Source organism: Cytobacillus sp. C11.1 (assembly GCF_058145115.1).
In genome coordinates this window covers 3,453,812-3,476,960 of sequence record NZ_CM176935.1, presented here as the reverse complement: position 1 = coordinate 3,476,960, position 23,149 = coordinate 3,453,812, and the positions used below count along the sequence as shown (strand labels likewise).

Annotated in this window: 20 protein-coding genes and 2 pseudogenes; 9 read left to right on the top strand and 13 right to left on the bottom strand. The window is 39.3% G+C overall.

The annotated features are described in order from the left end of the window. Positions 1–34: 34 nt before the first annotated feature. The 4 genes and pseudogenes from AC3ZVC_RS17240 to AC3ZVC_RS17225 form a co-directional block, all read right to left on the bottom strand. Positions 35–604 (bottom strand): YdcF family protein, encoded by a 570-nt coding sequence (locus tag AC3ZVC_RS17240; RefSeq protein ID WP_490064440.1) that lies wholly within the window; start codon positions 602–604, stop codon positions 35–37. A 396-nt stretch (positions 605–1,000) separates the two neighbouring features. Further along, positions 1,001–1,636, bottom strand: coding sequence for an FMN-dependent NADH-azoreductase (locus AC3ZVC_RS17235; RefSeq protein ID WP_490064439.1), 636 nt, complete (start codon positions 1,634–1,636; stop codon positions 1,001–1,003). Positions 1,637–1,920: 284 nt separating this feature from the next. Further along, a complete protein-coding gene (locus tag AC3ZVC_RS17230; protein WP_490064438.1) occupies positions 1,921–2,070 on the bottom strand; it encodes a hypothetical protein in 150 nt (49 codons plus the stop codon). A gap of 388 nt (positions 2,071–2,458) precedes the next feature. Further along, positions 2,459–3,692 (bottom strand): annotated as a pseudogene (locus AC3ZVC_RS17225) (hemolysin family protein). 429 nt (positions 3,693–4,121) lie between these two features. On the opposite strand from AC3ZVC_RS17225, the gene AC3ZVC_RS17220 reads away from it, so the two are divergent. Then, entirely contained in the window at positions 4,122–5,372 is a 1,251-nt protein-coding gene (locus AC3ZVC_RS17220; protein WP_490064437.1) for a TolB family protein, read from the top strand. Between the two features lie 124 nt (positions 5,373–5,496). Here AC3ZVC_RS17220 and AC3ZVC_RS17215 read toward each other — a convergent pair whose 3' ends face one another. From AC3ZVC_RS17215 to AC3ZVC_RS17195, 5 genes are all read right to left on the bottom strand, one after another. Next, on the bottom strand, positions 5,497–6,207 hold the full coding sequence (locus AC3ZVC_RS17215; protein WP_490064436.1) for an ABC transporter ATP-binding protein: 711 nt from the start codon (positions 6,205–6,207) through the stop codon (positions 5,497–5,499). Position 6,208: 1 nt separating this feature from the next. Next, positions 6,209–7,162, bottom strand: a complete 954-nt coding sequence (locus AC3ZVC_RS17210; RefSeq protein ID WP_490064435.1) for an ABC transporter permease — start codon at positions 7,160–7,162, stop codon at positions 6,209–6,211. A gap of 28 nt (positions 7,163–7,190) precedes the next feature. Continuing rightward, positions 7,191–7,664, bottom strand: a complete 474-nt coding sequence (locus AC3ZVC_RS17205; protein ID WP_490064434.1) for a nitrous oxide reductase accessory protein NosL — start codon at positions 7,662–7,664, stop codon at positions 7,191–7,193. Beyond that, complete coding sequence (locus tag AC3ZVC_RS17200; RefSeq protein ID WP_490064433.1) at positions 7,654–9,012, bottom strand: right-handed parallel beta-helix repeat-containing protein; 1,359 nt, start codon at positions 9,010–9,012, stop codon at positions 7,654–7,656. The genes AC3ZVC_RS17205 and AC3ZVC_RS17200 overlap by 11 nt, the downstream gene beginning before the upstream one ends. A gap of 127 nt (positions 9,013–9,139) precedes the next feature. Next, positions 9,140–10,201: a multicopper oxidase domain-containing protein gene (locus AC3ZVC_RS17195; RefSeq protein ID WP_490064432.1), complete on the bottom strand. Its 1,062-nt coding sequence runs from the start codon at positions 10,199–10,201 to the stop codon at positions 9,140–9,142. Positions 10,202–10,697: 496 nt separating this feature from the next. Between AC3ZVC_RS17195 and AC3ZVC_RS17190 the strand changes: the two genes are divergently transcribed. The 3 genes from AC3ZVC_RS17190 (at position 10,698) to AC3ZVC_RS17180 (ending at position 13,384) form a co-directional block, all read left to right on the top strand. Beyond that, positions 10,698–11,525 (top strand): undecaprenyl-diphosphate phosphatase, encoded by an 828-nt coding sequence (locus tag AC3ZVC_RS17190; protein WP_490068950.1) that lies wholly within the window; start codon positions 10,698–10,700, stop codon positions 11,523–11,525. A 475-nt stretch (positions 11,526–12,000) separates the two neighbouring features. After that, a complete protein-coding gene (locus tag AC3ZVC_RS17185; protein WP_490064430.1) occupies positions 12,001–12,999 on the top strand; it encodes an LLM class flavin-dependent oxidoreductase in 999 nt (332 codons plus the stop codon). Between the two features lie 133 nt (positions 13,000–13,132). Further along, on the top strand, positions 13,133–13,384 hold the full coding sequence (locus AC3ZVC_RS17180) for a YueH family protein (RefSeq protein ID WP_490064429.1): 252 nt from the start codon (positions 13,133–13,135) through the stop codon (positions 13,382–13,384). 228 nt (positions 13,385–13,612) lie between these two features. Here AC3ZVC_RS17180 and AC3ZVC_RS17175 read toward each other — a convergent pair whose 3' ends face one another. Continuing rightward, the gene (locus AC3ZVC_RS17175; RefSeq protein WP_490064428.1) at positions 13,613–14,179 is read right to left on the bottom strand and encodes a DUF1836 domain-containing protein; all 567 of its coding nucleotides are present in this window, start codon (positions 14,177–14,179) and stop codon (positions 13,613–13,615) included. A gap of 391 nt (positions 14,180–14,570) precedes the next feature. Between AC3ZVC_RS17175 and trhA the strand changes: the two genes are divergently transcribed. Beyond that, a complete protein-coding gene (gene trhA, locus AC3ZVC_RS17170) occupies positions 14,571–15,218 on the top strand; it encodes a PAQR family membrane homeostasis protein TrhA (protein WP_490064427.1) in 648 nt (215 codons plus the stop codon). 78 nt (positions 15,219–15,296) lie between these two features. Here trhA and manA read toward each other — a convergent pair whose 3' ends face one another. Beyond that, positions 15,297–16,253, bottom strand: coding sequence for a mannose-6-phosphate isomerase, class I (gene manA / locus AC3ZVC_RS17165; protein WP_490064426.1), 957 nt, complete (start codon positions 16,251–16,253; stop codon positions 15,297–15,299). A 224-nt stretch (positions 16,254–16,477) separates the two neighbouring features. On the opposite strand from manA, the pseudogene AC3ZVC_RS17160 reads away from it, so the two are divergent. Beyond that, positions 16,478–17,091 (top strand): annotated as a pseudogene (locus tag AC3ZVC_RS17160) (CotY/CotZ family spore coat protein). Positions 17,092–17,189: 98 nt separating this feature from the next. Here the strand turns inward: AC3ZVC_RS17160 and AC3ZVC_RS17155 are convergent. Both AC3ZVC_RS17155 and AC3ZVC_RS17150 read right to left on the bottom strand, forming a co-directional pair. Then, the gene (locus AC3ZVC_RS17155) at positions 17,190–17,567 is read right to left on the bottom strand and encodes a hypothetical protein (RefSeq protein ID WP_490064425.1); all 378 of its coding nucleotides are present in this window, start codon (positions 17,565–17,567) and stop codon (positions 17,190–17,192) included. An 11-nt stretch (positions 17,568–17,578) separates the two neighbouring features. Beyond that, a complete protein-coding gene (locus AC3ZVC_RS17150; protein ID WP_490064423.1) occupies positions 17,579–18,766 on the bottom strand; it encodes a ParM/StbA family protein in 1,188 nt (395 codons plus the stop codon). A gap of 181 nt (positions 18,767–18,947) precedes the next feature. On the opposite strand from AC3ZVC_RS17150, the gene AC3ZVC_RS17145 reads away from it, so the two are divergent. The 3 genes from AC3ZVC_RS17145 (at position 18,948) to AC3ZVC_RS17135 (ending at position 22,977) form a co-directional block, all read left to right on the top strand. Then, a complete protein-coding gene (locus tag AC3ZVC_RS17145; RefSeq protein ID WP_490064422.1) occupies positions 18,948–19,703 on the top strand; it encodes a CsxC family protein in 756 nt (251 codons plus the stop codon). Positions 19,704–19,971: 268 nt separating this feature from the next. Then, on the top strand, positions 19,972–20,760 hold the full coding sequence (locus tag AC3ZVC_RS17140; protein ID WP_490064420.1) for a CsxC family protein: 789 nt from the start codon (positions 19,972–19,974) through the stop codon (positions 20,758–20,760). A gap of 90 nt (positions 20,761–20,850) precedes the next feature. Continuing rightward, positions 20,851–22,977, top strand: coding sequence for a hypothetical protein (locus tag AC3ZVC_RS17135; protein ID WP_490064419.1), 2,127 nt, complete (start codon positions 20,851–20,853; stop codon positions 22,975–22,977). Positions 22,978–23,149 lie beyond the last annotated feature (172 nt).

Genomic DNA, 23,149 nt, shown 5'->3' with positions numbered 1-23,149 from the left:
CTGCCATTAATGTAATGGCGGGGATTTTTCTTCTCTATACTTCCATGTCTTTAAGTATACGTTGCTGCACATAATGGATGATTTTCTTCGCTTCGTCCTCTGCCCTTTTCCTTCCATAAGGATTTAGAAACCAATTATCCGGTCTTGTCGAACTGTCGTTGGCACAAGCTAATGAATACTTTATCCATTCTGGCATATAGGTCAACATTGTTAGGTGCATTCTGCGCATATGAAAAGGGGCAGTCACAATGATTAAACGGGTAATATGCTGCAGGCCAAATGCCCGATCAAGCACCAGCAAGGAGGCAAGCACATTTTCCTTTGTATGAAGTGAAATCCCCTCTATCAAAATATCTTCTTGCGGTACACCCAAACTGATCGCTTTATTTTTTAAAAGTTCTTCTTCAGTTAAATCATTTCCAGGCCAAGTAACACCGCCAGAAAAAAGGAGTTTGCCTGCCCTTCCCTCCTTGTAAAGCCGTATCGCCTCCGGGAGCCGGTACTCTGCTGCCTTACTGCTTCCAGGTACAAAAATGCAATCTCCTTTCAGCAGGTCATCCTGAATACCGTTGTATAAAAGCCTTGTAATAGCTTTATCAGTCAAGCTTTTGGGATCGAATTCGGAAATCCTAATGAGGCCTCCCCCTTTCTTATCCAAGTCCTATATTTATTATACTATTCAATTGGGACAAGAGGCCTTAATGGGAATGCCTAATTTAAACCGAAAATATTGTATGGAAATAAAAAAGCAGCGGAACACCGCTGCTTTTTCAATTAGGCTCTTCGTATAGATTGTTGTATTTGGGCTATAAAGCTTGCCCGTTGATTTCCGCTCCAGTCACTTGCTTTCCGCGGGAGGAACGGGAGCCTCCTCGGCGTTTCACGCCTGCGGGGTCTCCCGCTCCCTCTCTCCCGCAGGAGTCAAGTGCCTTCCACTCCAATCAACTCAGTAATTAAAACTAGTTTGTAAGCAACAAACTTAGCCGAAAACAGCCTTCAATTAAAATGTTTGAGCCATATCCTTTGCACGTGCAATCGCATTTGCTTTGATTTCTTCTGCTTTGTCTGGCATTGCATTATGTCCTTCTACGAAGATGCCGTCGAAAGAAGGTACACCGAAGAAGCTCATTAAGATATTTAGGTAACGGTGTCCCATTTCCATTTCAGCTGCAGGGCCTTCAGAATAAATACCGCCGCGCGCTTGAATGTGAAGGGCTTTTTTGTCAGTAAGCAGTCCAATTGGGCCTTCTGCTGTGTATTTAAATGTTTTGCCAGCTACAGCAACAGAATCAAGATAAGCTTTCATCACTGGAGGGAATGAGAAGTTCCAAAGCGGTGTGACAAAAACATATTTATCAGCTGCAATAAATTGCTCACTTAACTCGGATAAACGGCCAACTTTTGATTTCTCATCTTCGGAAAGTTCCTCAAACCCTTTGCCGGTTTGAAGCTTGCCCCATCCACTGAACACGTCAACGTCGATTTGCGGAATGTTTTCTTTGTAAAGGTCCACATGAACAACTTCATCATTTGGATTTGCTTCCTTATATGCATCAATAAAAGCTTTTCCTACTGCCATACTGTATGACATCTTATCATCATGTGGGTGTGCTGTAATATACAATACTTGAGCCATAATTATCTCACCTTTCCATATTGAATTGACATTTTAGTTTGAATCAGAAATGAAGTATGTATTCATCTGCAGTATGAAACATTTTTATTCTTAATTCGAGATAATGATATTCGAAATAAAAATGAAATTCAACTCTTTTGCTCAGACCATCTTTTTTTTACCCAATAAGAAGAAAAATAATCCTATAAAGGATATATATATAAATCCTTCCCAACGAGGAAAACGCGTCCCTTTTGAAGATATATCAAAATTTGACACAAAAAAAGACCCAAAAAGGGTCTCTCTTAAGCCTGTTCTTCGGGAGCGTATGGATTGCGCCCGATACTTTTTCTCATTTCATCTGTCATTTCGAAAGGGATATTTGTGTTTGTTTCTTCATTTTTTTCATAATTCATTTGTACGCTTCCATCATAATGATATGGCTTTTGGTCCATCTTCAATCACCCCATGAATTGTTAATGTGTTTATTATATACTAAAAAAGACCTATTTTATCAGAAAATTTTTATTTTAATTAAAAAATTTTCCTCTTATATATTTTGCGATAATAACCTTTTTTATAATAAACTCTGGAAAATTGTTTGATGATTTTCATTCGAGGCATTCAACCTTCAACTGACGGTCAAGTATCCTCCTAAAGCACTATCCTATGGGGGCGCCCTTTCATCCACACTCCCGCATGACCTTGATTATGGATTATTGAATAAATATCCCACCAATGAAATGCGGTTCGCACTCTCTGTTCCAATTGCCAGGGTGCTGAAGGTATTACACAGCCTATAAAAAAAGCATTACTTCCTTATGGGGAAATAATGCTTAACATTTACTGGGGTGTCTTTTTCTTAATTTCTACAAGCTTCAGTCTGTTTTCTTCAACGGATTTAATCTCAAAATGCAGATGATGGTATTCAAATGTTTCGCCTTCTTCAGGGAAATGGCCCATCTCTTTTAAAAGGAATCCTGCAAGTATATCTTCATCCTCAGGAATTTTGGTTTTAAAGACTTCGTTTATCCTGCGGATGGCGAGCTTTGCGTGAACAATAATATGGTTATCTGTTAATTCTTCAATAAGAATTTCACTGTCTTCATCCGTTTCATCCTCAAATTCTTGCCCAAGCATCGCTTCAAGAATATCCTCATGTGTGATAATTCCTTTAGTGCCGCCATATTCATCGAGAACAATTGCGAGATGCTTTCTTTCTTTCATCATCATTTTGAAAACTTTATCTATGCTGTGGAATTCATATACAAATAGGGGTTCCAGATCGAGTAAAGTCTTTTAATGTTTTCTCTGGCTGAGTGGACCAGGCAAGCAGAAGCTTAGAATGGAAAACACCTACAATATTATCCATGTTTTCTTTGTAAACAGGATATCTTGTAAACCGATTATCCATGACAATGTCCTTGGCTTCTTCAATTGTTGCATCATAAGGAATACCTTCAATTTCCATTCTCGGTGTTTTAAGAGCATCGCGGACATCGAGATTGTAAAAATCAATAACCCCTTTTATCCTCTGCGTTTCTTCCTCATGAAAGGTTCCTTCACTGGTCGCAATATCAACCATTGTAATAAGCTCTTCTTTTGATACAGAGACAGATTCAGGTGCATTTTTAGATAATAATTTAATAATGGCTCTTGTAAACTTGGACAGCAGCCAAGTTAAAGGCTTAAAAATTACTAATAATAGCTTTATAACTGGAAAAACCAGATACGCAATTTTATCAGCAAATGTTGCGGCAATCGATTTAGGAAGAACTTCTGCAAAAATAATGAGCGCAACGGTAAGGATACCGGTTGCTACTCCCACATTGAATCCATATTCAATGGCAATGATAGTTACAAGGGTTGGCAGCATAATATTTGCGATATTATTGCCAATCAAAATAGCCGTGATTAATTCATCTGGCTTTGAAACAAGTTTTAATAGCTTTTGTGATTTCTTATCACCGTTCTCTGCTTTTGATTTTAATTTCATTTTGTTAACGGCTGTTAATGCTGTTTCACTTCCCGAGAGGAAGAATGACATAAGCATGAAAAACAGAATAGCGATAAACAAAGTTCGTTGCCTCCATTATTAGTACGTTTGTACTCTTATTAGTACCCACTTTGTATCTGCAAAACTCCTGCAGTATCCATAATTATAAAGCAGAGTAAGCTAACATGGAAAAGAAATGCTTTTATTCTATACGATGGCAATATAGCGCTTTTTTAACACACTCGATAAAATCATCAATTAATGTGCCAGATATAATTCCCCATTGACGATGGCATTAATAATTAACTTCCCTGCTTCCGAAGGATTCAGTTTTACTTGTAAGTCGCAAAGATCTAATGCCTGACTCCCCTTTATTATCTGTATTCACACTAATTTTTACGAAATAGAGATTTAAAACGTTTCATTTTCCATGAACTTTTTCAATAAAAGCACTGACAATGCCAATAATAATGTGTGCAATGTCAAATAATCTGGAAAGAAGGAAGTAATATGAGAAAGCTGCTGTTACTTATTTGCTGTTTCTTGCTCATTATCCCTTCTGCTGTTATGGGTGAGACACGAGAACAACAACTCACATCTGCTTTTATACGAAATGGATTTTTATGGATAAAAATGGGCGATAAAGAGGAGAAAATTACTGCTGAACCTGCTGTTTTTTATAGCACGCCGAAATGGTCATATGATGGGCAATGGCTTCTATATGAAAAAGAAGCAAAGGAGCCCATTAGTCCCAATTTGGATACTCAAACAGAGATCTGGGTTTATAATTTGAAGACACAGAAGCATAAGCGGATCTTTCATGATGGCGGAAATGCCAAGTGGGCACCTGCAGAAAATATGGTAGCTTTTACGAGCGGCGGAGTGCTTAATGTATCTGATTTGAGTCATTTTTATAATGTGGCTTTAGGGGTGGATGATTTTAATTGGTATCCAGACGGGAAAAGCTTTATAGCTTCCTCAGGTGCTGTTCCCAGACCGACTGGCTGGACAAACCCTGTGCTTTATAAAATTCCCTTACCTGCGGATATGGAAAATATCAATCTGACCGAGAATGCCGAAACGCTTTATACAATACCCACAGAAATCGGGAACGGTAAAACTAAAATCATGTCCATAAATGCTACCACGTTTAAATTTTCTCCAGATGGTAAGTGGATCTCATTCATCGTCAACCCTACCGCATCTTTATCAATGGATAGCGATATGGTTTGCGTCATTTCAGCTGACGGTAAAAACTTCGAGGTACTCGATGAAATGATTCTGCATCTGGATGTGCCGAAATGGGCACCTTCTAAAAATTTATTGGGCTATATTGCCGGTGGCGGCAGGATTGTAATGGGGTTTAAAAATAAAAAGTTAAAGGTAACCGAACTGCCTGCTTATAAAACAATGAACCTTACTCCGCCAAATTTTGCAGAAAAGGGTTTTACCTGGGTGGACGACCAAACGTTAATTGCCTCGAGGGTAGATGAAAGTGAATGGTCCAATGACCCACAAAAACGTCCCGAACCGACACTTTGTTTAATCAACTTGAATATACCGCAGCAAACAAGGATCACCTATCCGAAAACATCAATTGGGGACTATAATCCTCTCTATGTTAAGTCAGCAAATAAGATAACGTGGATCCGAAAGAAACTGGCGCAATCGGCGGGCGATATTTGGATTGCTGATGTAAACGGCAAAAATGCTAAATTGTGGGCCAAAGGTGTTGAAGATTATTCGTTTTATGTGGAGTAAGGTATAGGTTTATTGCTATTAATCATATAGCCTTCATGAAGACCTTTTCCTTTCAAAGGTGAAAATTAAGTCATTTTACCAAAACGAAAAGCGACTCGCTCCATTTGGAATCGCTTTTTGGCGTTTATGTTCTCTCACGTTTCTTTAGCTGCTCGCTTTCGTGGATTGATAAAAATACTTCCTCGAGAGAGCTGCAGCTGTATTCTTTATACACCTTTTCAAGAGTGCCATATGATTTTACTTTTCCATTAAATAGGATAAGAACCTTGTCGGCAATTTCGATGGCGTCCCGCATGATATGGCTGCTAACGATGACCGTTTTGCTTCTTTTTTTTAATTCACTGATGATTTGTTTCAGCTGGATAACCCAATATGGGTCCAGCCCGTTCGTTGGTTCGTCCAGTATATAAATATCTGTATCTGCCAACAGGCATTGGGCAAGATTCAGCCGCTGCGACATTCCTTTGGAAAATCCGCCAACTCTTTGATTCCGTTCATCCCATAAGCCCACTTTTTCTAATACCATTTTTATGGCTTCTTGGCCTTTTTTAAAAAAATGGCCATAATATTGCAGAATTTCGATAGGAGTCAGCTCTGGAGGGAAATTCATTTGGTCAGGCATATAGGCAAAGGTCTTTTTCAGGCTGGAATGAAAGACTACTTCTCCCGTAGATGGTTTTTCTACACCGGTCAGGAGCTTGATCATCGTGCTTTTCCCCGCTCCGTTCCCCCCGCATAAAACAACACACTCCCCTTCTTCTATATGAAGATCCACTCGGGTTAAGGCCGTTTTCTTTTTATATGACTTGGAAAGTTCCATTAATTCAAGGATCAATTTAGACACCCCTTTTCTTTAAAAGCAGGGTGGATGAACCAATTGTGATGAAAATAATGATAATGATCGATAATAGTAGAGATAGTGTTAAGATGCCATTAGTGCCCCACTGCTCAATCATTAAATATTCCGGACCAAACACGTACTCGGAATTAAGTTTGGATATAGACCAAACCCGGATTGACTCAATTGGATTAAGCAATATGAGGAAAAATAGGCTGCTTTGCTTAAGTGAATACGGAATCCAATCTATAACAGAAAAAATGACGAATTCATAGACAAATACAATAGTACTCCAAAAAAACAGTGCCAGTGATAGCCCTTGCATCCTCGTTTTAGAAACAGCCCCAACCAGCAGGGATGCTGACGAGAAAACAAGGATCAGAAGCATATTTACCATCATAAAAACTTGATAAATTCCCGCTGCGAATGAATTGCCGGCAATAGAAAAGATAAAGCCGAACATGCCATAGGAGACGCCAATGACTATGAACATGGAAAGTACCAGAGATAAAAACTTACTGGCCATGTAATAGCCTGAAGATGCTTGATAGGTTTTGTATAACGAAAACCTTCCGTTTTCTTTATCGGCAATAATTGAGCTGGCCCCAAGAATCATGCAAATAATTGGGAGCAGCCAAAGAGAAAGGTTGATCAGCATGGCAATCGATCGATTATAGGCTGATTGGCTGACCGTTCCCGCTTGCTCTTCTTCCTGCTTGATTTCCTGAAGGCCATAGTATTCCGGATTGACTCCCATCGTTTCTATGTTTGTATTGACACCTTCCAGGCCGAATGTAACTTCAACCGGGTCAGATTTTACAGATTGAAGGCCATAAAAGTAAAGCAGGCCTGATAAAAAGATAAATAGAATCATAAAATTCAAAAGCCACCTGCTCCTCATCAGCAGCCGAAGTTCATACTTTGTCATGGAATACAGTAATGATGGTTTCATGTTAATTCCTCCTCAAAGAGGTGCGGGTCTAGTGGGTATGATTCATTCCCGGTTTTTTAAAATTTTTAATATCAGTATTCAGCAATTCTGCTTTTGTATACGCGTCTCCGCCATGCTCCCTCTGAAATGCAGCAGCAGCATCCTTTGACTTGAAAGCCGCAATTCCATAACTCATCGGACTGTTAATGTTATGGTCCTGGATAAATGAGCTGGCATCAAATGATATCCATTCCTTTGACTGATAATCATGAACAAAGGCAGCTTCATACTCAGGATTTTCTGTCTGCAAATATTCTGCCATACAGCCAATATCATCAAATAAGACGGGCTTGCCGTTTTCCAAAATAAGCTGTGCTGCAGATTCCATTTCTTCAATTCCCATATGGCAGACCTCGCAGCTATCCTTGTTTTGTTTTATATCCACTGGCCCTGCCGCTGCGGAAGAACAGGCCGTTAACAGTAATCCCAAACCGATTATGAGGAAAAAATGTTTAAGCCTCATGACGCTCCCTCCCGGATTTCACCAAGATAAATAAACTTGCAAAAAGGGTAATTATAAAGAAAACGATTTGATCCCATTCATGGTTGCTGGATGAGACCTGTGTTACAGATGTGTTTTCCATCCATTTGACAGGTGACGGTTTTGCCAGGGGAGCAGCATCGATGACCATTGAATCTGACGGGATCGGTGTGTATTGTTCCACCGTGTTCCAAAGCTCCACGGCTGGACTCTGAAAAAACACCTGCAGTAAAGGCTCCTCGCTAGCCATCTGATAAAAAACGTCACCGCTTTTATATGCAAAATCAACCTTGGTATCTCTATTCAAATTTAAAGAACCATGATCATCGTAATAGTTTCCATATTCATCTTTATTAAAATAATTGCTGTTATCTTTTTCAGAAATAATTTGCCTTGTATTTCGATAAAAGTTATTTAAATAGATTGTATTATCATTAGAATTAGTACCAATTTCCAGCCCGGTATCGTTTTCCATAAAGGTATTAAATTCAAGTCTGTTTCTTTGGGCATTTTCCAGCACAATGCCCCTGAAATTTCCCTTTACAATATTGGAAGAAATTTTGGAGTCAAATGTGTCATAGATAAACATACCTGCTCCATCAATCTTTGTATTTAAATAAAAATAGTTTTCAATAATGAAAATCTCGTAACTCTGCATGATCATAAGGCCATTAATGCTTTTGGTCACCTGATTATGGGAGATCAGAACATTTCTTGAATCCATCGTATGCACACCATACCGCGCTTTCGACATTTTGTTCCCTGAGACTTCACAGAAATCTGAATAAGAAACATAGACGCCGTCCTGGGTATCATAAAAATAATTTCCCTTAACTGCTGTATTTGGCGCATCGACTAAGTAGATGCCATAACCCTTATGGCTTTTGGCACCATCAAAGCTCGAGACAATATTGTTCTCAAACCGGTGGCCATACGAATCCCTGGCATAGATGCCGTGAAAAACATTATTAAGGGCATTATGATGAAGATAGGAACGGTCACCCTTTACATAGATTCCCGCATTTTGTGAACCGCTTCCCTCTATTTCAAGCCCTTCGACAATGACATCGTCGGCTGCTATTGTCAGCACATTCCCGCTTTCAGTACCAATAAGCTTTACGCCTTTTTCTCCAATAATATGAACCTTCTTCTCTATAGAAAAATTCCCCTTATAGCGGCCGGATTCAATCTTAATAACAGATACTTCCCTGTCGCTGGACAAGGCATCCCTAAGCTCTTCAGAATTCGATACTGTCAGTTCCTCACCGTAGACTTTTCCGGCCAGAAATAAACTAAAAAGTATAAGTAGGAATCCTATTTTTTTATACATTCAGTATTCACCTGCCCGGAATTTTCGCCATCTGGCCTTCAATCGTGTCAATGGAAGGCCAGAAAGGGATTCACATTTCTATTTTTTTCTTGTATAATTATTTTCAAGTTGAGTTTTTTATTTATATTTAGTGGCTCATTGTAGCCTTGCCGTCGTCTTCTCCGGTCTCTGTTACCTTTAAGATTGCGACGGCTCCTTTTTGTGCATGGTTAAACTGGTGTGTAACGATTGGATAGCTGCCAACACGGGTTACAGTAAATTCAACTACCGCACCGCCGCTCGCTGGAAGCATGACCGTTTGCAGTCCTTTATATCGGTTAAATGGATTGCCATCGATATAGACATCATCAAAGACTGTGCCTACCACATGGAATGAGCTTACTTCGTTTGGTCCTACGTTATTGATATATAACCTCACCTTATCTCCTACTTTTGCAAGAAGTGGCTTGTCTTTTAATGTGAATGTATCACCATTTGTGTTAGGATCTCCTTCTTTTAGAGCTTTAGTAGAGAAGACGACATGGCTTGGAACCCCATTTGTAAAATCGTCCAGATCGTTATACTTGTACCATTCATTTTGAATAATTGTGTATTCCCTATCAATCTCTTTATCTGTTGGGTAGCCGTCTTTCGGTTTAACAATGATGGTGCCGTGCATTCCATTTGCTATGTGTGAGAGTACTGGCGAGGTTCCGCAATGATACATAAATACTCCAGGCTTGTTAGCCGGATAGCTGAAGGTTCCCGTTTCATCTGGCTGTACATTGGCAAAATCCTTTGAAGGAGCTGCATGAACGGCGTGGAAATCCATGCTGTGCGGGATGGCTGGATCCATATTCTTCAATGTGAAATTAATCGTATCCCCTTCGTTTACTACTACTACTGGACCAGGAGCTTCCCCGTTAAATGTCCAAGCTTTATACATTTTCCCTTTATCAATTTCTATATCTGTTATCTGTGATGTCATTTCAACGTTTACCTCGTTTGGCCCAACTCTTTCTACTTTTAAAGGAATCGGTTCCTGGTTCAAATCTTTATGAGGTGCTATTGCGTCCACTTTGCTTGTTTCTGCTGCCAAGACCTTTTGTTCGGGCTGATCGGCTTTTTCCGTCATTGCCCCCTGATTGCATCCTGCTAATAAACCTATGCCAATCGCTGAAGTAAGCAGATATTTTACTCCTTTTTTCATCTTCATTTCCTCCTCTTAATCTTTTGGTTTATCTGCTTTTATCATATGGCAAATAAAGACTTTTTTTGGTGATATTTCTCACAAGACTTCACAAAACTGTGAAGAGTTTGTGAATAAGTGATCGTACTTTTAACTGCCTTGAAAGATAACAGTTCTTTTACAACTTGATTACTTTGTAAAAAATTGTACCTATCTTTTACTAATCCGTTTATAATCAGTAAATGGAGTTTTTGTCTTATATATAGGCTGTTTTCCTAAACTTTGTTGCTTTTCAAACAAGTAGAGGAGTGGTCGATTTCCGCTCCAGGATGCTCGCTTTCCGCGGGGCGGGCGGTGAGCCTCCCGCTGGAGTTTCGCACCTTGCGCTCCAATCAACCAACCTAATTTATCAATGTTTTTATTTACAAAATCTATTTAAAAACAACAATATTTTAGAAAAGAGCCTGCTAAAATTGCTTCTATCAACTTAGAGTTAAAGGAGATATAAAAAGTGGAAATGGATTTGCTTACAATTATTAAAGCGATCATTTTAGGGTTTGTAGAGGGAATGACAGAATTTGCACCCGTGTCATCTACCGGCCATATGATCATTGTGGATGATATGTGGCTTCATTCAAAAGAGTTTTTATCCAAATATGAGGCCAATACTTTTAAGGTAGTCATTCAGCTTGGTTCCATATTGGCTGTTGTTATTATTTTTAAGGACCGGTTTATTGAAATGCTGGGATTTGGGCGCCGCAGCAGGAATTCTGAGGGAGAGAGCCGCCTAAAAATCTCTCAAGTGATTGTTGGATTAATTCCTGCCGGAGTTTTGGGTGTATTGTTCGAGGATTATATAGATGAGCATTTGTTTTCTACTCAGACTGTATTAATTGGATTAGTTATTGGGGCTGTGCTGATGATTTTTGCAGACATTTTTGGAGGAAAAAACCCAAAAATAATTTCTGTGGACCAAATCACCTATAAACAGGCATTTTCGATAGGCTTAATTCAATGTTTCTCCCTTTGGCCTGGCTTCTCACGATCCGGTTCAACTATTTCCGGCGGTGTTTTGCTTGGTCTCACCCACCGGGCAGCTGCTGATTTCACCTTTATCATGGCTGTGCCAATCATGGCGGGAGCGAGTGTGCTTTCCTTGGTGAAAAACCTGGAATACTTTTCCCTTGATGCATTGCCGTTCTTTATTGCCGGATTTTTAAGTGCATTTGTCTTTGCCTTAATATCCATCCGCTTTTTTTTAAAAATGATTAATAAGGTAAAACTGATTCCATTTGCCATTTACCGTATTGTATTGGCAGGTATGATTTATTTTATATTTCTATAAACAAAGCCGGGCTTTTTTGCCCGGCTTTTATTACTTTGGCTGTTTTTCTGAAAGATTATTGTTTTTAAATAGATCTGTGAATAAAAAGTGTGATAAATAAGGTTGGTTGATTGGAGTGCAAGGTGCGAGATCCTCGAAAATGCATTCGCATTTCCTTCGTGCTGTGATGCTTCGAGGATGCTTATTCAACGTCCAGAGGGAGGAGTGGGACGGTGAGACCCCACAGGCGCTGCACGCCGAGGAGGCTCACCGCCCGCCCCGCGTTCGCTGAGCATCCTGGAGCGGAAATCAACCTCTCCTCACTACTTGTTTAAAAAGCAACAAAGTATGCGAAAACAGCCATTATTTTAAATTCTTAACTGTTTAAGAAGATATCATAACCAAGCTTTTTATTTTGAAGACCGAAATATTCTTGTTAAAATATAGACAGTTTATATTTGGTTAATGACTTTATTAATGAAAGAAGCTGATATAGATGAAAAGATTGAATGATATCCGTTGCTCTGTGCTTGATCTTGCCCCTATTACAGAAGGCGGTTCAGCCGCTCAATCCCTGCAAAATACTCTAGACCTTGCCCAGCATGCTGAAAAATGGGGATACCATCGATATTGGCTGGCTGAGCATCATAATATGCCGGGTATAGCGAGTTCCGCTACTTCTGTGGTAATCGGCCATGTTGCAGCCGGAACCTCAAAGATACGTGTTGGTTCAGGCGGCATTATGCTGCCAAATCATGCACCGGTAGTGATTGCTGAGCAATTCGGGACACTCGAATCGCTATTTCCTGGACGTATTGATTTGGGGCTTGGGCGGGCACCGGGAACAGATCAGCTGACTGCCCAGGCCTTAAGGAGAGAGCGCCGAGACGGGCAGGAGTTTCCGGAACAGCTTAAGGAATTAAGAAGCTATTTCAATCCTGAAGAAAACATGCGTGTTCGTGCCATACCTGGCGAGGGTTTAAATATCCCGATCTGGCTCCTTGGTTCAAGCGGCTACAGCGCGCAGCTTGCCGGCCAGCTTGGCTTGCCTTTCGCATTTGCGAGCCACTTTTCTCCAGACAATACGTTGCCTGCCCTTGATTTATACCGCAGGAGCTTCCGTCCTTCCGGGGTTTTGGACGAGCCTTATGCGATGGTGGGAGTGAACGTCATAGCAGCGGAAACCGATGAAAAGGCTGAGTGGCTCGCTACTTCCATTCAGCAGCAGTTTTTAAATATGATCCGCAACAAGCCAGGCAGGCTAAAACCGCCGGTTGATCATATAAATGAATTGTGCAGCCCTTATGAAAAAGCGATTCTTGAACAGCAGCTTGGCACTTCCGTTATAGGCGGGCCAGCTGCGGTAAAAGAAAAGCTGCAATCTTTTTTAGATGATACTCAGGCAGATGAATTCATGGTACACGCCCAAATATATGATCATAAAGAGAGGCTTCGCTCTTTTGAGATTACCTCAAATATTATGGCTGGAAGATAATAAATGTTAAAAGGAGAACCTCTTCATGGGTTCTCCTTTTCCATATAAGCTTTTTCCTTTATAGCCTGTTTGTATCAATTTATATTCCAACTTGTTATAATGAATGAAATACAAACATTGGGAGGTTATCAATATGAACTCTATGCCAGAAACAATCAAGATTTCTGAAAATATTACTGCTGAGGTATTCATCCAAAAAACATTGGATAACCGCTTTATTGTAGCTATCCCAGAGATAAACTGGTCTGCTCAATTTAATCAAATCGATAACAATCAAATTCAATTTGATCATTTGCAAAGCTCCCTAAATTTTCATCTGTTTGATGGGAACACGGATGAATTGGCAAATGAAATTATTAAGATGATAAAAGCTTTTCAAACTTAAAACTGCAAAAAACTCCTCGCGACACTCCTTATTAAAGGGCCGCTTTTTAACTCACGGCTGATTTTCATTTAAAATAAATTCTTAAATACCCTAAGTATCAGCTTCGGAATCCACATAATAATGTGAAATAATACAGAGAAAATGACTGAATCCCGCACTTCATTAAAAATAGCCCTGGTGAGGCTTTCACCTTTTCTTTTTTTCTGGTTTTGCATTCATCGAACCTTCCTATTTGTCCGTCTTTTCTTCTGCTAAATTATCGACAAGGCACTCGGCCGCTTTTCTGTATAAGTTGCTCATATGCACGAGTGAGGAAACCATAAGCACTTTTTCAAGATCATTTGATGCTGTTTCTTCCAGGGCTTCTGCCTCCACTTTAACAGTGCTCAATTGATTTTGCAGATCATTTTTAAAGGTATCAAGGTTTTGTGCAGTCAAATCCAGAAAAAGCTGATAAAAATGGTCAAGATGAAAATCTCCTTCCGCTGTCCGATCATTAATACCATTAATGGTTGTTTTTATGTCACTAATGGATAATGTCCCCTTTAGCTGATAAATAAGAGCGATAAGAATCAAGTGCTCCTTTGTGTACTTTTTGTTTTTTACAGGAAAAAATAGCTTCCCTTTCGCATAATTATTAATCATTGTTTTCGTTAATACTTTTTCCTCTTCATTCCGTTTTGAACTGCCAAATTTATTCTCAAATAGCTGAATAACCTGATCCATATATAAATCAATTTCTGGTATATCTTCTAATTGTATTTGATTTTCCTTAATCATTTTTTCCAGTTCCATTGTTATCCCTCAAATCCTAACTTTTAGGCTCTGTTAAATTTGCCTGTTGTTTTCCGCTGCAGGCACTCCCTTTCCGCGGGCGATCCGGGAGCCTCCTCGTCGCTATGCTCCTGCGGGGTCTCCCTTTGATCCGCACTCCCGCAGGACTTTGAATAAGCTTCCTTGAATAAACACCGCACGAAGGAAATGCGAATGCATTTTCGAGGATCTCGTCCCTTCCGCTCCAATCAACAGGGTGCTAAAAAACTACAATAAACATTAACAGAGCCAACTTTTAAGTAAATTTTACTTAAAAATGGACAAGTTGTAAATGTTGACTACTTAATGTTTTATCTATATTATAATATATAGTTATTAAAACTACATATTGTTACATTAGGAGGGAAACTGTATGACAACCTACATCCGGGAGCCGATCAATGGGCTCACTCATTTAGCAGGTGCTATTTTATCCTTTGTCGGTCTGCTTGCAATGGTTATCAAGGCTTCATTAACAACATCTTCACCGCTTTCGATTGCGGCTGTTACAATTTTTGGAGTTAGCTTAATTCTGCTTTACTCTGCATCAGCTACTTACCATATGGTGGTGGCAAAAGATAAAGTCATTGCCTTTTTAAGAAAGCTTGATCACTCCATGATTTTTGTATTAATAGCCGGCTCTTATACACCCTTTTGCCTCATCACATTGAATGGTGTCACAGGCTGGGTCTTGTTTTCAATTGTTAGTGCGGTAGCTGCAGCAGGGATCCTTTTTAAAATGGTATGGTTCAACTGCCCGCGGTGGCTTTCAACAGCCCTATATATCGCAATGGGCTGGATTATCGTATTTGCCTTTTCCCCACTTTCCGAAACACTAAGTTTTGCGGGTGTTTCCTTATTGCTGCTTGGGGGCATCCTCTATACAGTTGGAGGAGTTATTTATGCCGTAAAACCCAAATTCCTGGAGTTTAAGCATTTGGGATTTCATGAGATTTTTCATATTTTCATTATGATGGGAAGTATGGCGCATTTTCTTTGTGTATTTATGTATGTTCTTTAAAACAATGAAGCAAGCCGGTGTAGGCTTGCTTTTTATTAGGTTTTTATCTAAACTATGTCATTGTTCTAATCTTTCAAACTAAACATTCTTGGGTTTTGAGACAACTGCATTAAAATTACCTTCTAAATAAAATTGTTCTAATGCAGCTGGCAAAATGAGATGGTCGCCTTTGTTTAAAAGATATGGTTTTTCATCCACTGTTAAGACACCACACCCACTTATAATACTCACCAGCAAAAATTTATGGTCATTTTGCAAAGCTGCTTTTTCTGTAATCTCCCATTTACAGACACTAAAATGCTCTGATTCTATGAACTTAATAAATCGATTTCTTCCCTTACTAATTGTCACTGGCTGAACTTTTAGTGGATGATGAGGTACAGATGTTACCTCAATAGCTTGTTTAAGATGAAGTTCACGTTTCTTTCCTTCATCATCCAATCGGTCATAATCGTAAAGTCTGAAGGTTGTATCCGAACTTTGCTGGATTTCCAGGATAAGCGTCCCTTCACCTAAAGCATGAATGGTTCCACTGGGAACATAAAAAAAATCACCTTTTTTAACTGGGATTGTTTTAAGAAGGCTGTCCCATTCACCCTTCTCGATTAAGTGGATGAGCTCTTCTTTTGTCTTTGCTGTATGTCCTAACACAATTTCCGCATTTTCTTTACAGTCCAGCACGTACCAGCATTCACTTTTACCAAATTCCTCCTTTTTGTGTTTTTTGACATATTCATCATTTGGATGAACCTGCACAGATAAATTTGAATTGGCATCAAGTAATTTTACTAGGAGCGGAAATTTGGCAGCAGGGTAATCTCCAAATAATTCACGCTTGTCCCGCCAGAGTTCATCCAGCTTCTTTCCTTTTAAAACACCATTTATAACTGTGCTTTGGCCATTGGCATGTCCCGAAATCGCCCAGCATTCCCCCGTTTTTTCACTTGGTATATCATAGCCAAAAATATTCCTTAGAGCTGTCCCTCCCCAGATTCTTTCTTGGAAAACAGGCTCTAAAAATATTGGCTTTTTCACAAATACCCTCCTAAATATATTTTTATCTTCATATTCAATATATGGTTAATGAGACAGAAGGGATTATGCTGTTTATCTATATTCAGTATAATTGTGATGCTTGACCATCCCTCCTGTACTCTTATTTATAATTTTTTTCATATTAATAGGCTAGATTCTCACTCGAAAAATCAGACCTAATCGTATGCTAATGGTGGAACGATATTTTAGGGGAGTGAGAACACATGGGTATGTGCGGTAAGAAAAACCATAAAGATTATGATAAGCATCATGACGTTTGTGAAAGTCATGATTTTGACTGTGATTGCCATTGGCCTATGAAAGATGATTACGATGTCAAAAAACACCACAAAAAGCATCATGAAAATTGTGTAGAAGAGGTCCTGGAAGCGATTTTTATAGCGCAGAAAAAGGTTAAAAAAGAGGATGACTGCAAAACATCCTGCAGTGGTTCCATTGATGAGCTTTTGGGAGATCCAAAAAGCCAAAGAAGAACACAATCCCTTTTATCCTTTATTGCGGAGACTGCGAACCATTCAAGGCAACAGGAGTTACAACGTTTTCCCATCATTCAAAGGAGAAAAAGTTCGCCTGTATTACTTCTTTTATTTTTAGAATCAAAGATATCGATGGAAAATGCGCAGTTCTGGAATTACTGGCCTTTAAGCACTGCAAGTCTTCTAAAGATCCTTTCAAAAATGCATCAAAAGATTTTTGTTCTCCATGCAGCCAAATTGATTGCGAAAATGTAGAAGATTTAATTCCAACTGGCATTTGTATCAATGTTGATCTTTCCTGTTTCTGTGCAGTTACATGTCTGCCGGCTGTCCGTCTATAAAGAGGGCCTTTTTCGGAGACACAGTTGCAGTAAACAACTTGAATGCGAAAAGTGCTCAAAATAAAAAGGTGTACCTAATAGGTGCACCTTTTTACCCGTTAACCGCCAAATGCTTCGAGAACATCTTCCACATCATTTAAATCCAATGCAGCTTTTTCTCTGTGATAAGGAGCCGTGTTACTCGGCTTCTTCACTGCAGAATTGATTGATAAACTGCCACCCTCTATCAGCTTTTTAAGCTCTGATAACTCCTGCAAGATTAAATCATGGCTTCCAGCGGATGCTCTTGTTGGATGCAAGTAACTGTGAAGAGCCGACAAGATTAAATGATTCAAAGTATGGTTTTTTGAATGATATTCAATCTGTTCCTGTACTTTTGGCGATATCGGGATACTGCTGCCGGTTTTTACATCAATAAAGGACTCAGTAATCGTTATGGCTGTTTTATTGAAATAATCCGTATACGTTTTGGACATTTGCATCATCCCTAACCTTTAACGGAAACGGCGTGGCTATTTCCTTTTTCTTTTTTTATTTGGTTCATTTTTGCGAGAATCATTAATCCCAGTACGTTTAGCTTTTCCATATCCTCAGGAAATGTCAATTCAATTGGGCGTCCTCTTTCAGACCACTTTACAGCAGCTTCCTGGATCTGTTTTTGTGCAAGTTTAGCTGCCCCGCCAACAGCTATATACCTGACCGCTCCTTTTATTTCTCTTGAGCTGCTTCGTACCCTGTCAAAGTGCTCTAAATACTTGAAAGCCATTGATTTAAGCTGGGGAATAATGTATTTGCTAATATCCTTCCTTACCCCGGCAAACGGCTCTACATACCACTCTGATTGTCCTGCTGCCAGTTTTTCTTCGAGCTCTGCCCTTGAGTCGAACCGATATAGCTCATTCTTGCTGACCTTTTGGATAATATGGTCTAGAAATTGATTGATTCCAAAAGACTCTCCTTCAACAGACGCAACCGGTTTGTTGTTCTTAATTCCCACAAAGTCTACAGAGTCCCCTCCCAGGTCACCGATAATAATCCCTTTTTTGGACTCTTTTACAAGGTCTTCATTCTTAACCCCTAAAGTATCTTGGTCACGGGTAAGTCCAAGGTAGGCGCATGCTCCCTCCGCCCCAACAATCACGTCCTGGATATGAAGCTTCACTGTGAGCTCCTTTGGTTCTGCCAAACCGGGTACCTTATGAAAGATAATGGTATGGGTGCCAATTAAACGCTCTTTTAACCTTGATTTTCTCTCTTTGTACTGAGTTGTCGGCAATGATACTGCCAATTGATCAATGGTATAGTCGACCTCCACATCATCCATCTGCTGAAGTGCTGCATGATAAGCTGCCAATCCAAAGAGAAGCAGATAAGTTCGGTCTTCATCTACCTTTTGGTTATTAAAACCTGTTAGACTTACGTCCTTTTGCTTGGCGGCTGCTTTTCCAATATAAAAGATTTCTCTTCGGTCCTTTACTGCCTGGCTTTTCACTTCAACAATGAGGTTCTCTTCAAAAATAACATCTTCATCATCGTACGGTACCTCATAAAACTCATCATCAAAAAGTGCAATCGCATTGGGAAGCTGGTACTCGGATACCACTCCGCTATCTGAAGCCAATGCTTTATACCAGCTGTTCCCTATATCAACGGCAAGAAAATTTTGTCTATCCATTTTTCCCTCACTCCTCCTTTTGAATCTTATGCTGGGTAGGAGTCCAGTTGTGCCCGTACTCCATCAATTTTTTTGAAGAATGCCTAAGAAAAGAAGAGAAATTCCACGTTTGTACTACTGCAATAGACCATGGAAATGCATAGGATAACTTGAACCTAAAATCAAGGGAGGAAAAAAAGAAATGGATAAAAATAAAGATTGTATTAATTTTAATGAATCTGCAACTGTGGGAGACTGCGAGAATACAGTTGCAACACCAATCGTAACTCCATCTGGAACAAGGATTATACGAGTACCTGTTGAACTTGCTCAAATCGACGTTACCACAAACCTAGTAGCTAATATTAAATTTCCAGATCCAGTATTAGAAATTAAGGATATTAAAAAGAGACTGAAAATTGTTCAATGTAGACTTCTACTTCCTGCACAAACTACTACCAACTTTGAAGATAGAACCTTGCCTTTATTTTTAAAAGGATTCGTTCGTAAAAATATTCAATATGCAACACCATGTCCGAATTCTTCTAGTAAATGTGTCTCTTCTGAAATTCGTTCCCTGACAGTCGATGTTCCTTTTGAGTGTGTAACAAACGTTTTAGTAAACGACGTACAATTACCAATTACTAACACACGTTCAGAATATGACTTTTTTAGAGCACAAGAGTTAGGCAAGGGGTTCCCTGAGAAAGATGAACTTCTTTCCAGCGACCTTTCACAGTTCCATCAAGTTAGTACCCAACATTATAATCAATTACCATTTTGTGAATTAATTAGAAGTAATATTACCGAATGGGATGAAGCTGTTGACCGGAGACCACTTCCTGGCAATGCTCCTTTTGAAGAAGGAACCTTCCATGAAATTGTTGAAAAAATGTTCGTACAATTTAGAGTCAAAATCCTGCAAAATCAGCAAGTAAGAATTATTGCTCAACCATAAATTTGAATCCTTGGTACTTTGGCGAGTCAAGGATTGTGTTAAAGGCAATATTGGGAATCCTTAAGGATTCCTGGTGTTGCCTTTTTATTTTTATTTAATAAAATAAAAAATACTGCTGTCTATAATATTCTATTCACTCCATTGATAAAATGACATTGGCATTTCTCCCTTTTCAAAGTCTAAAAAGATTACTTTCCGTAGGCATGTGCCCAAACATAGACATTTGTCATGCATAGGATGCAATATCTTGACTTCAGGAGGGCCCATTATGTCTGAACCACACAAAGATAAACATACGAATGAATGCGTTGCTGAAACCCGACATTGTGAATGCGAAAGCCACATTGAGCACCACCCGCATGTAAGTATTGGCAAAATAGTGACCAAGGTGCCAGTTGTATTGGCTGAACTAGCCTTGCAAATTAATATAGATGCCTTAATCACTTTTCCGGAACCTGTTTTGGAGATTAAAGATATTAAAAAATCAGTTAAGTTAACACAATGCAGACTTTTGCTGCCAACCAACAAGCTGTTTATAAAAGGTTTTGTCCGTAAAAATATTCAGTATGCTACCCCGTGCCCGGATATTGAAATGCATACTGGAAAAACAATCGCATCGGAAATACATTCTTATACTGTCGATGTCCCCTTTCAATGTGTAACAGAAGTAAAAAAGTTTTTAACATGTCCGGTTATGCCGGAAACCAACCACAGAAATGAATTTGATTTCCTAATTTCTAAGCCGCTCCCGCACGGATACCCCGAGAAGGATGAGCTGCAGACTAAAGATCTGTCACAATTTCATCAGGAAAGCATACAACATTATAATGAATTGCCTTTTTGTGAACTGGTCTGCAGCAAAATCATTGAGTGGGATGAAGCAATTGACCGTCAGCCTCTTCCGAAAGGCGGAGGTCCAATCGGGGAAGGATATTTTACTAAAGTGGAAGAAAAAATGGTTTTAGATATAACGATAAAAGTCCTGCAAAAACAGCAAATCAGGGTTTCATCTACAACCAATGATGATGACCATGACTGCTTCCACCATTGTGACTAATGTTATAAAAAGAGAATGATCTTAAAGGTAAGGAGGGGGATTGGAGAGGATGCTTTTTGAAAGCAGCACCTTCCTGAGAATATGAGTGATATGAGGAAAGCATATAATCGAATTTACAACAACCATACAATAAGTGAAAAACCTCCCGAACAATATCAGCAGTTCTTTTTTTCAGGGGAAGAAAAACGAAGCAGTATCAAGCCTGAAAAAAAACTTGAGGAACCAAAGCCTGCACGCAGCCAAGGGAAGAAAAAACAGTCCATTTTTGCTCCCAAAGCAGGAGCGGTCCCATTCATTTTACCGCCTCCAAAAGTGGAAGCAATGCAGGTAAAGCGTTCTGAAAAGCAAAGGACAGAAATGCCTGAACCAAAGGCTACATTAGCGCAGCCCTTCCCTGTAAAAGAAAAAAGTATAGATGTAAAAAGAAAAGGTGCACGTATTCCCGACAAATTGAGATATATGCTTACGCCCTTTTCTCCTATGCTCAGCTGGTCTCCTTCTTTACCAAGCAAATTTTCAAACAGTTTTATTTATAATTCAGATAAACCAGATAATCATGTACAGGTGATTGAAGCAGACCGAGAACAAGATTCTGAGCCTGAACTTATCAATGACGCTTTAAAGGAACCCGTTGATAACTCGAATATTCAGGAGCAGGATTGGAGTGATCTGGAAGACATAATTCCAGAAGAACACGCGAAATTAATTGAAGAATTTACTGCTGAACTTGAAGAGACATTTGAAGCCATTTTGAATGCGGAAGAAAGTAAAAACACACCAGCTGAACCCGAAATGGCAGAACCAGCTGCTACCTCTGAACTTGAAAGTGAATTTTCCTTACTGTTAGCTGAAACTGCAGCAATTGATAAAGAAAGCTCTAAAGAGAATTTCCAGATCGATGAATCTTCTTCCCACTCTCCATATCCTTCTTCTTCATTGGAGGAAGAGTTCATTTCTATGCTTGAGGAATCTTCATCAGATTCTTCAAGCGACTTTTCAAACCAGGATGAAGTCTTCGCCCTGCTTGCAGAGTCGTCGTTTAGCGAAAATGAATCGTCCGCTATTATAGAAAAAGAACAAAACACAATGGATTTCATAATTGAGGAATCATCCATATCAAATGAAGAATCTGTTTCCAGCTGTGAGGACCAAACATATAATGAAAATACTGGTGATGGATTAGAAAACTCCAGCACATCTAAACTTGATTTCTCTGAAGAATCCTCCTCCTATGAAGGAGAATTTTCAGACATTTTGAAAAAAGCCTGGTGCATGCTTGATGAGCAGTCTGCTGAAGAATCCAGTTTACAAAATAAAATTTTGGCAATGCTGGAGGAAACATGTTCTATTCATGAATTTACGAAAATGTTAAAGGAAGCGCATTATTCAGAACCGGAATCAGATAATGATAATGAAAAATATCAAAAGATATCCATATTATTAGATGAATTCTCAGCTATGCTGCTAGGTACTGAATCAAATAATGATTTGGCCGACTGTGCAGATGAATCATCATCCAGTTTAAAGGAATCAAAATCAGAAAGCAGCTACTTAACGGATAAGTTTACATCTGAACTCGAGTCCTCTGATAAAACAGAAACCTTTGAGGAATCTTCTTCCTGTCGAAATGAAGAGTCATCCAGCAGCTGCATGGAGCAGGAGCATACCGACCTAGATTTTCATGATCATTGTTCAGAATCATGCCATCCAGGTCCCATTGTGAAGGTGCCTGTTTTAGTTGCCAAATCAGAGGTGGAGATTAATATATTTGATTGCCTGCCAATAGACGTTCCAGCGAAATGCATAACAAAAACGGTATGGACAGTGAAATCATTGCGCTGCCTTACGCTTCTCCCTTCTAATACAGTGTTTGTAAAAGGGGTCCTTACAGCGGAAATCCAGTATGTAATGAATGATAAATTACACATGAAAACTTCCCCGCTGCCTTTTGAGAAAACGATCCATCTTGAGTGGCTATGCAAGCCTGAAATGCCTATACCAAATGCTAAACGTGAGTTTATGTTTCAAACAGAGAACAGCCAGGATGTCCATTATGAATTTTTACAGCAATTCACTGAGGAAATTAATTGCCAGCTTAAAAGCATTAAGGTTGTATGGCATCATGATAAGTCTAATCTGGAGGATAAAAGTCTTGAAATTCAGGGTGAAGCGGTATTGTGTGTGGATTTTTTGCAGGAGCAGTATGTGACTTTATAAATGTTAATAAAACAGTGTTCTTAAATTGGGGCATTATTCTTTTGATTAATTAGAAACAACTAAATTTTTTTTCGTTAACTCACTAAGACGCAAAATATATGCTCAACTTTATTTACTTTTGAATCCTGATTTGAAAGAGGTATCCCAATAGTATTGGGATACCTCTTTTACT

What these genes read in the sequence shown, in the direction of transcription:
- AC3ZVC_RS17140 (WP_490064420.1), top strand. Translation starts at nt 19,972, where the DNA reads ATGTCTGAACCACACAAAGATAAACATACGAATGAATGCGTTGCTGAA.
- AC3ZVC_RS17155 (WP_490064425.1), bottom strand. Translation starts at nt 17,567, where the DNA reads ATGTCCAAAACGTATACGGATTATTTCAATAAAACAGCCATAACGATT.
- AC3ZVC_RS17145 (WP_490064422.1), top strand. Translation starts at nt 18,948, where the DNA reads ATGGATAAAAATAAAGATTGTATTAATTTTAATGAATCTGCAACTGTG.
- AC3ZVC_RS17185 (WP_490064430.1), top strand. Translation starts at nt 12,001, where the DNA reads ATGAAAAGATTGAATGATATCCGTTGCTCTGTGCTTGATCTTGCCCCT.
- AC3ZVC_RS17230 (WP_490064438.1), bottom strand. Translation starts at nt 2,070, where the DNA reads ATGGACCAAAAGCCATATCATTATGATGGAAGCGTACAAATGAATTAT.
- AC3ZVC_RS17235 (WP_490064439.1), bottom strand. Translation starts at nt 1,636, where the DNA reads ATGGCTCAAGTATTGTATATTACAGCACACCCACATGATGATAAGATG.
- trhA (WP_490064427.1), top strand. Translation starts at nt 14,571, where the DNA reads ATGACAACCTACATCCGGGAGCCGATCAATGGGCTCACTCATTTAGCA.
- AC3ZVC_RS17205 (WP_490064434.1), bottom strand. Translation starts at nt 7,664, where the DNA reads ATGAGGCTTAAACATTTTTTCCTCATAATCGGTTTGGGATTACTGTTA.
- AC3ZVC_RS17200 (WP_490064433.1), bottom strand. Translation starts at nt 9,012, where the DNA reads ATGTATAAAAAAATAGGATTCCTACTTATACTTTTTAGTTTATTTCTG.
- AC3ZVC_RS17195 (WP_490064432.1), bottom strand. Translation starts at nt 10,201, where the DNA reads ATGAAAAAAGGAGTAAAATATCTGCTTACTTCAGCGATTGGCATAGGT.
- AC3ZVC_RS17180 (WP_490064429.1), top strand. Translation starts at nt 13,133, where the DNA reads ATGAACTCTATGCCAGAAACAATCAAGATTTCTGAAAATATTACTGCT.
- AC3ZVC_RS17135 (WP_490064419.1), top strand. Translation starts at nt 20,851, where the DNA reads ATGAGGAAAGCATATAATCGAATTTACAACAACCATACAATAAGTGAA.
- AC3ZVC_RS17220 (WP_490064437.1), top strand. Translation starts at nt 4,122, where the DNA reads ATGAGAAAGCTGCTGTTACTTATTTGCTGTTTCTTGCTCATTATCCCT.
- AC3ZVC_RS17150 (WP_490064423.1), bottom strand. Translation starts at nt 18,766, where the DNA reads ATGGATAGACAAAATTTTCTTGCCGTTGATATAGGGAACAGCTGGTAT.
- AC3ZVC_RS17190 (WP_490068950.1), top strand. Translation starts at nt 10,698, where the DNA reads ATGGATTTGCTTACAATTATTAAAGCGATCATTTTAGGGTTTGTAGAG.
- AC3ZVC_RS17175 (WP_490064428.1), bottom strand. Translation starts at nt 14,179, where the DNA reads ATGGAACTGGAAAAAATGATTAAGGAAAATCAAATACAATTAGAAGAT.
- AC3ZVC_RS17210 (WP_490064435.1), bottom strand. Translation starts at nt 7,162, where the DNA reads ATGAAACCATCATTACTGTATTCCATGACAAAGTATGAACTTCGGCTG.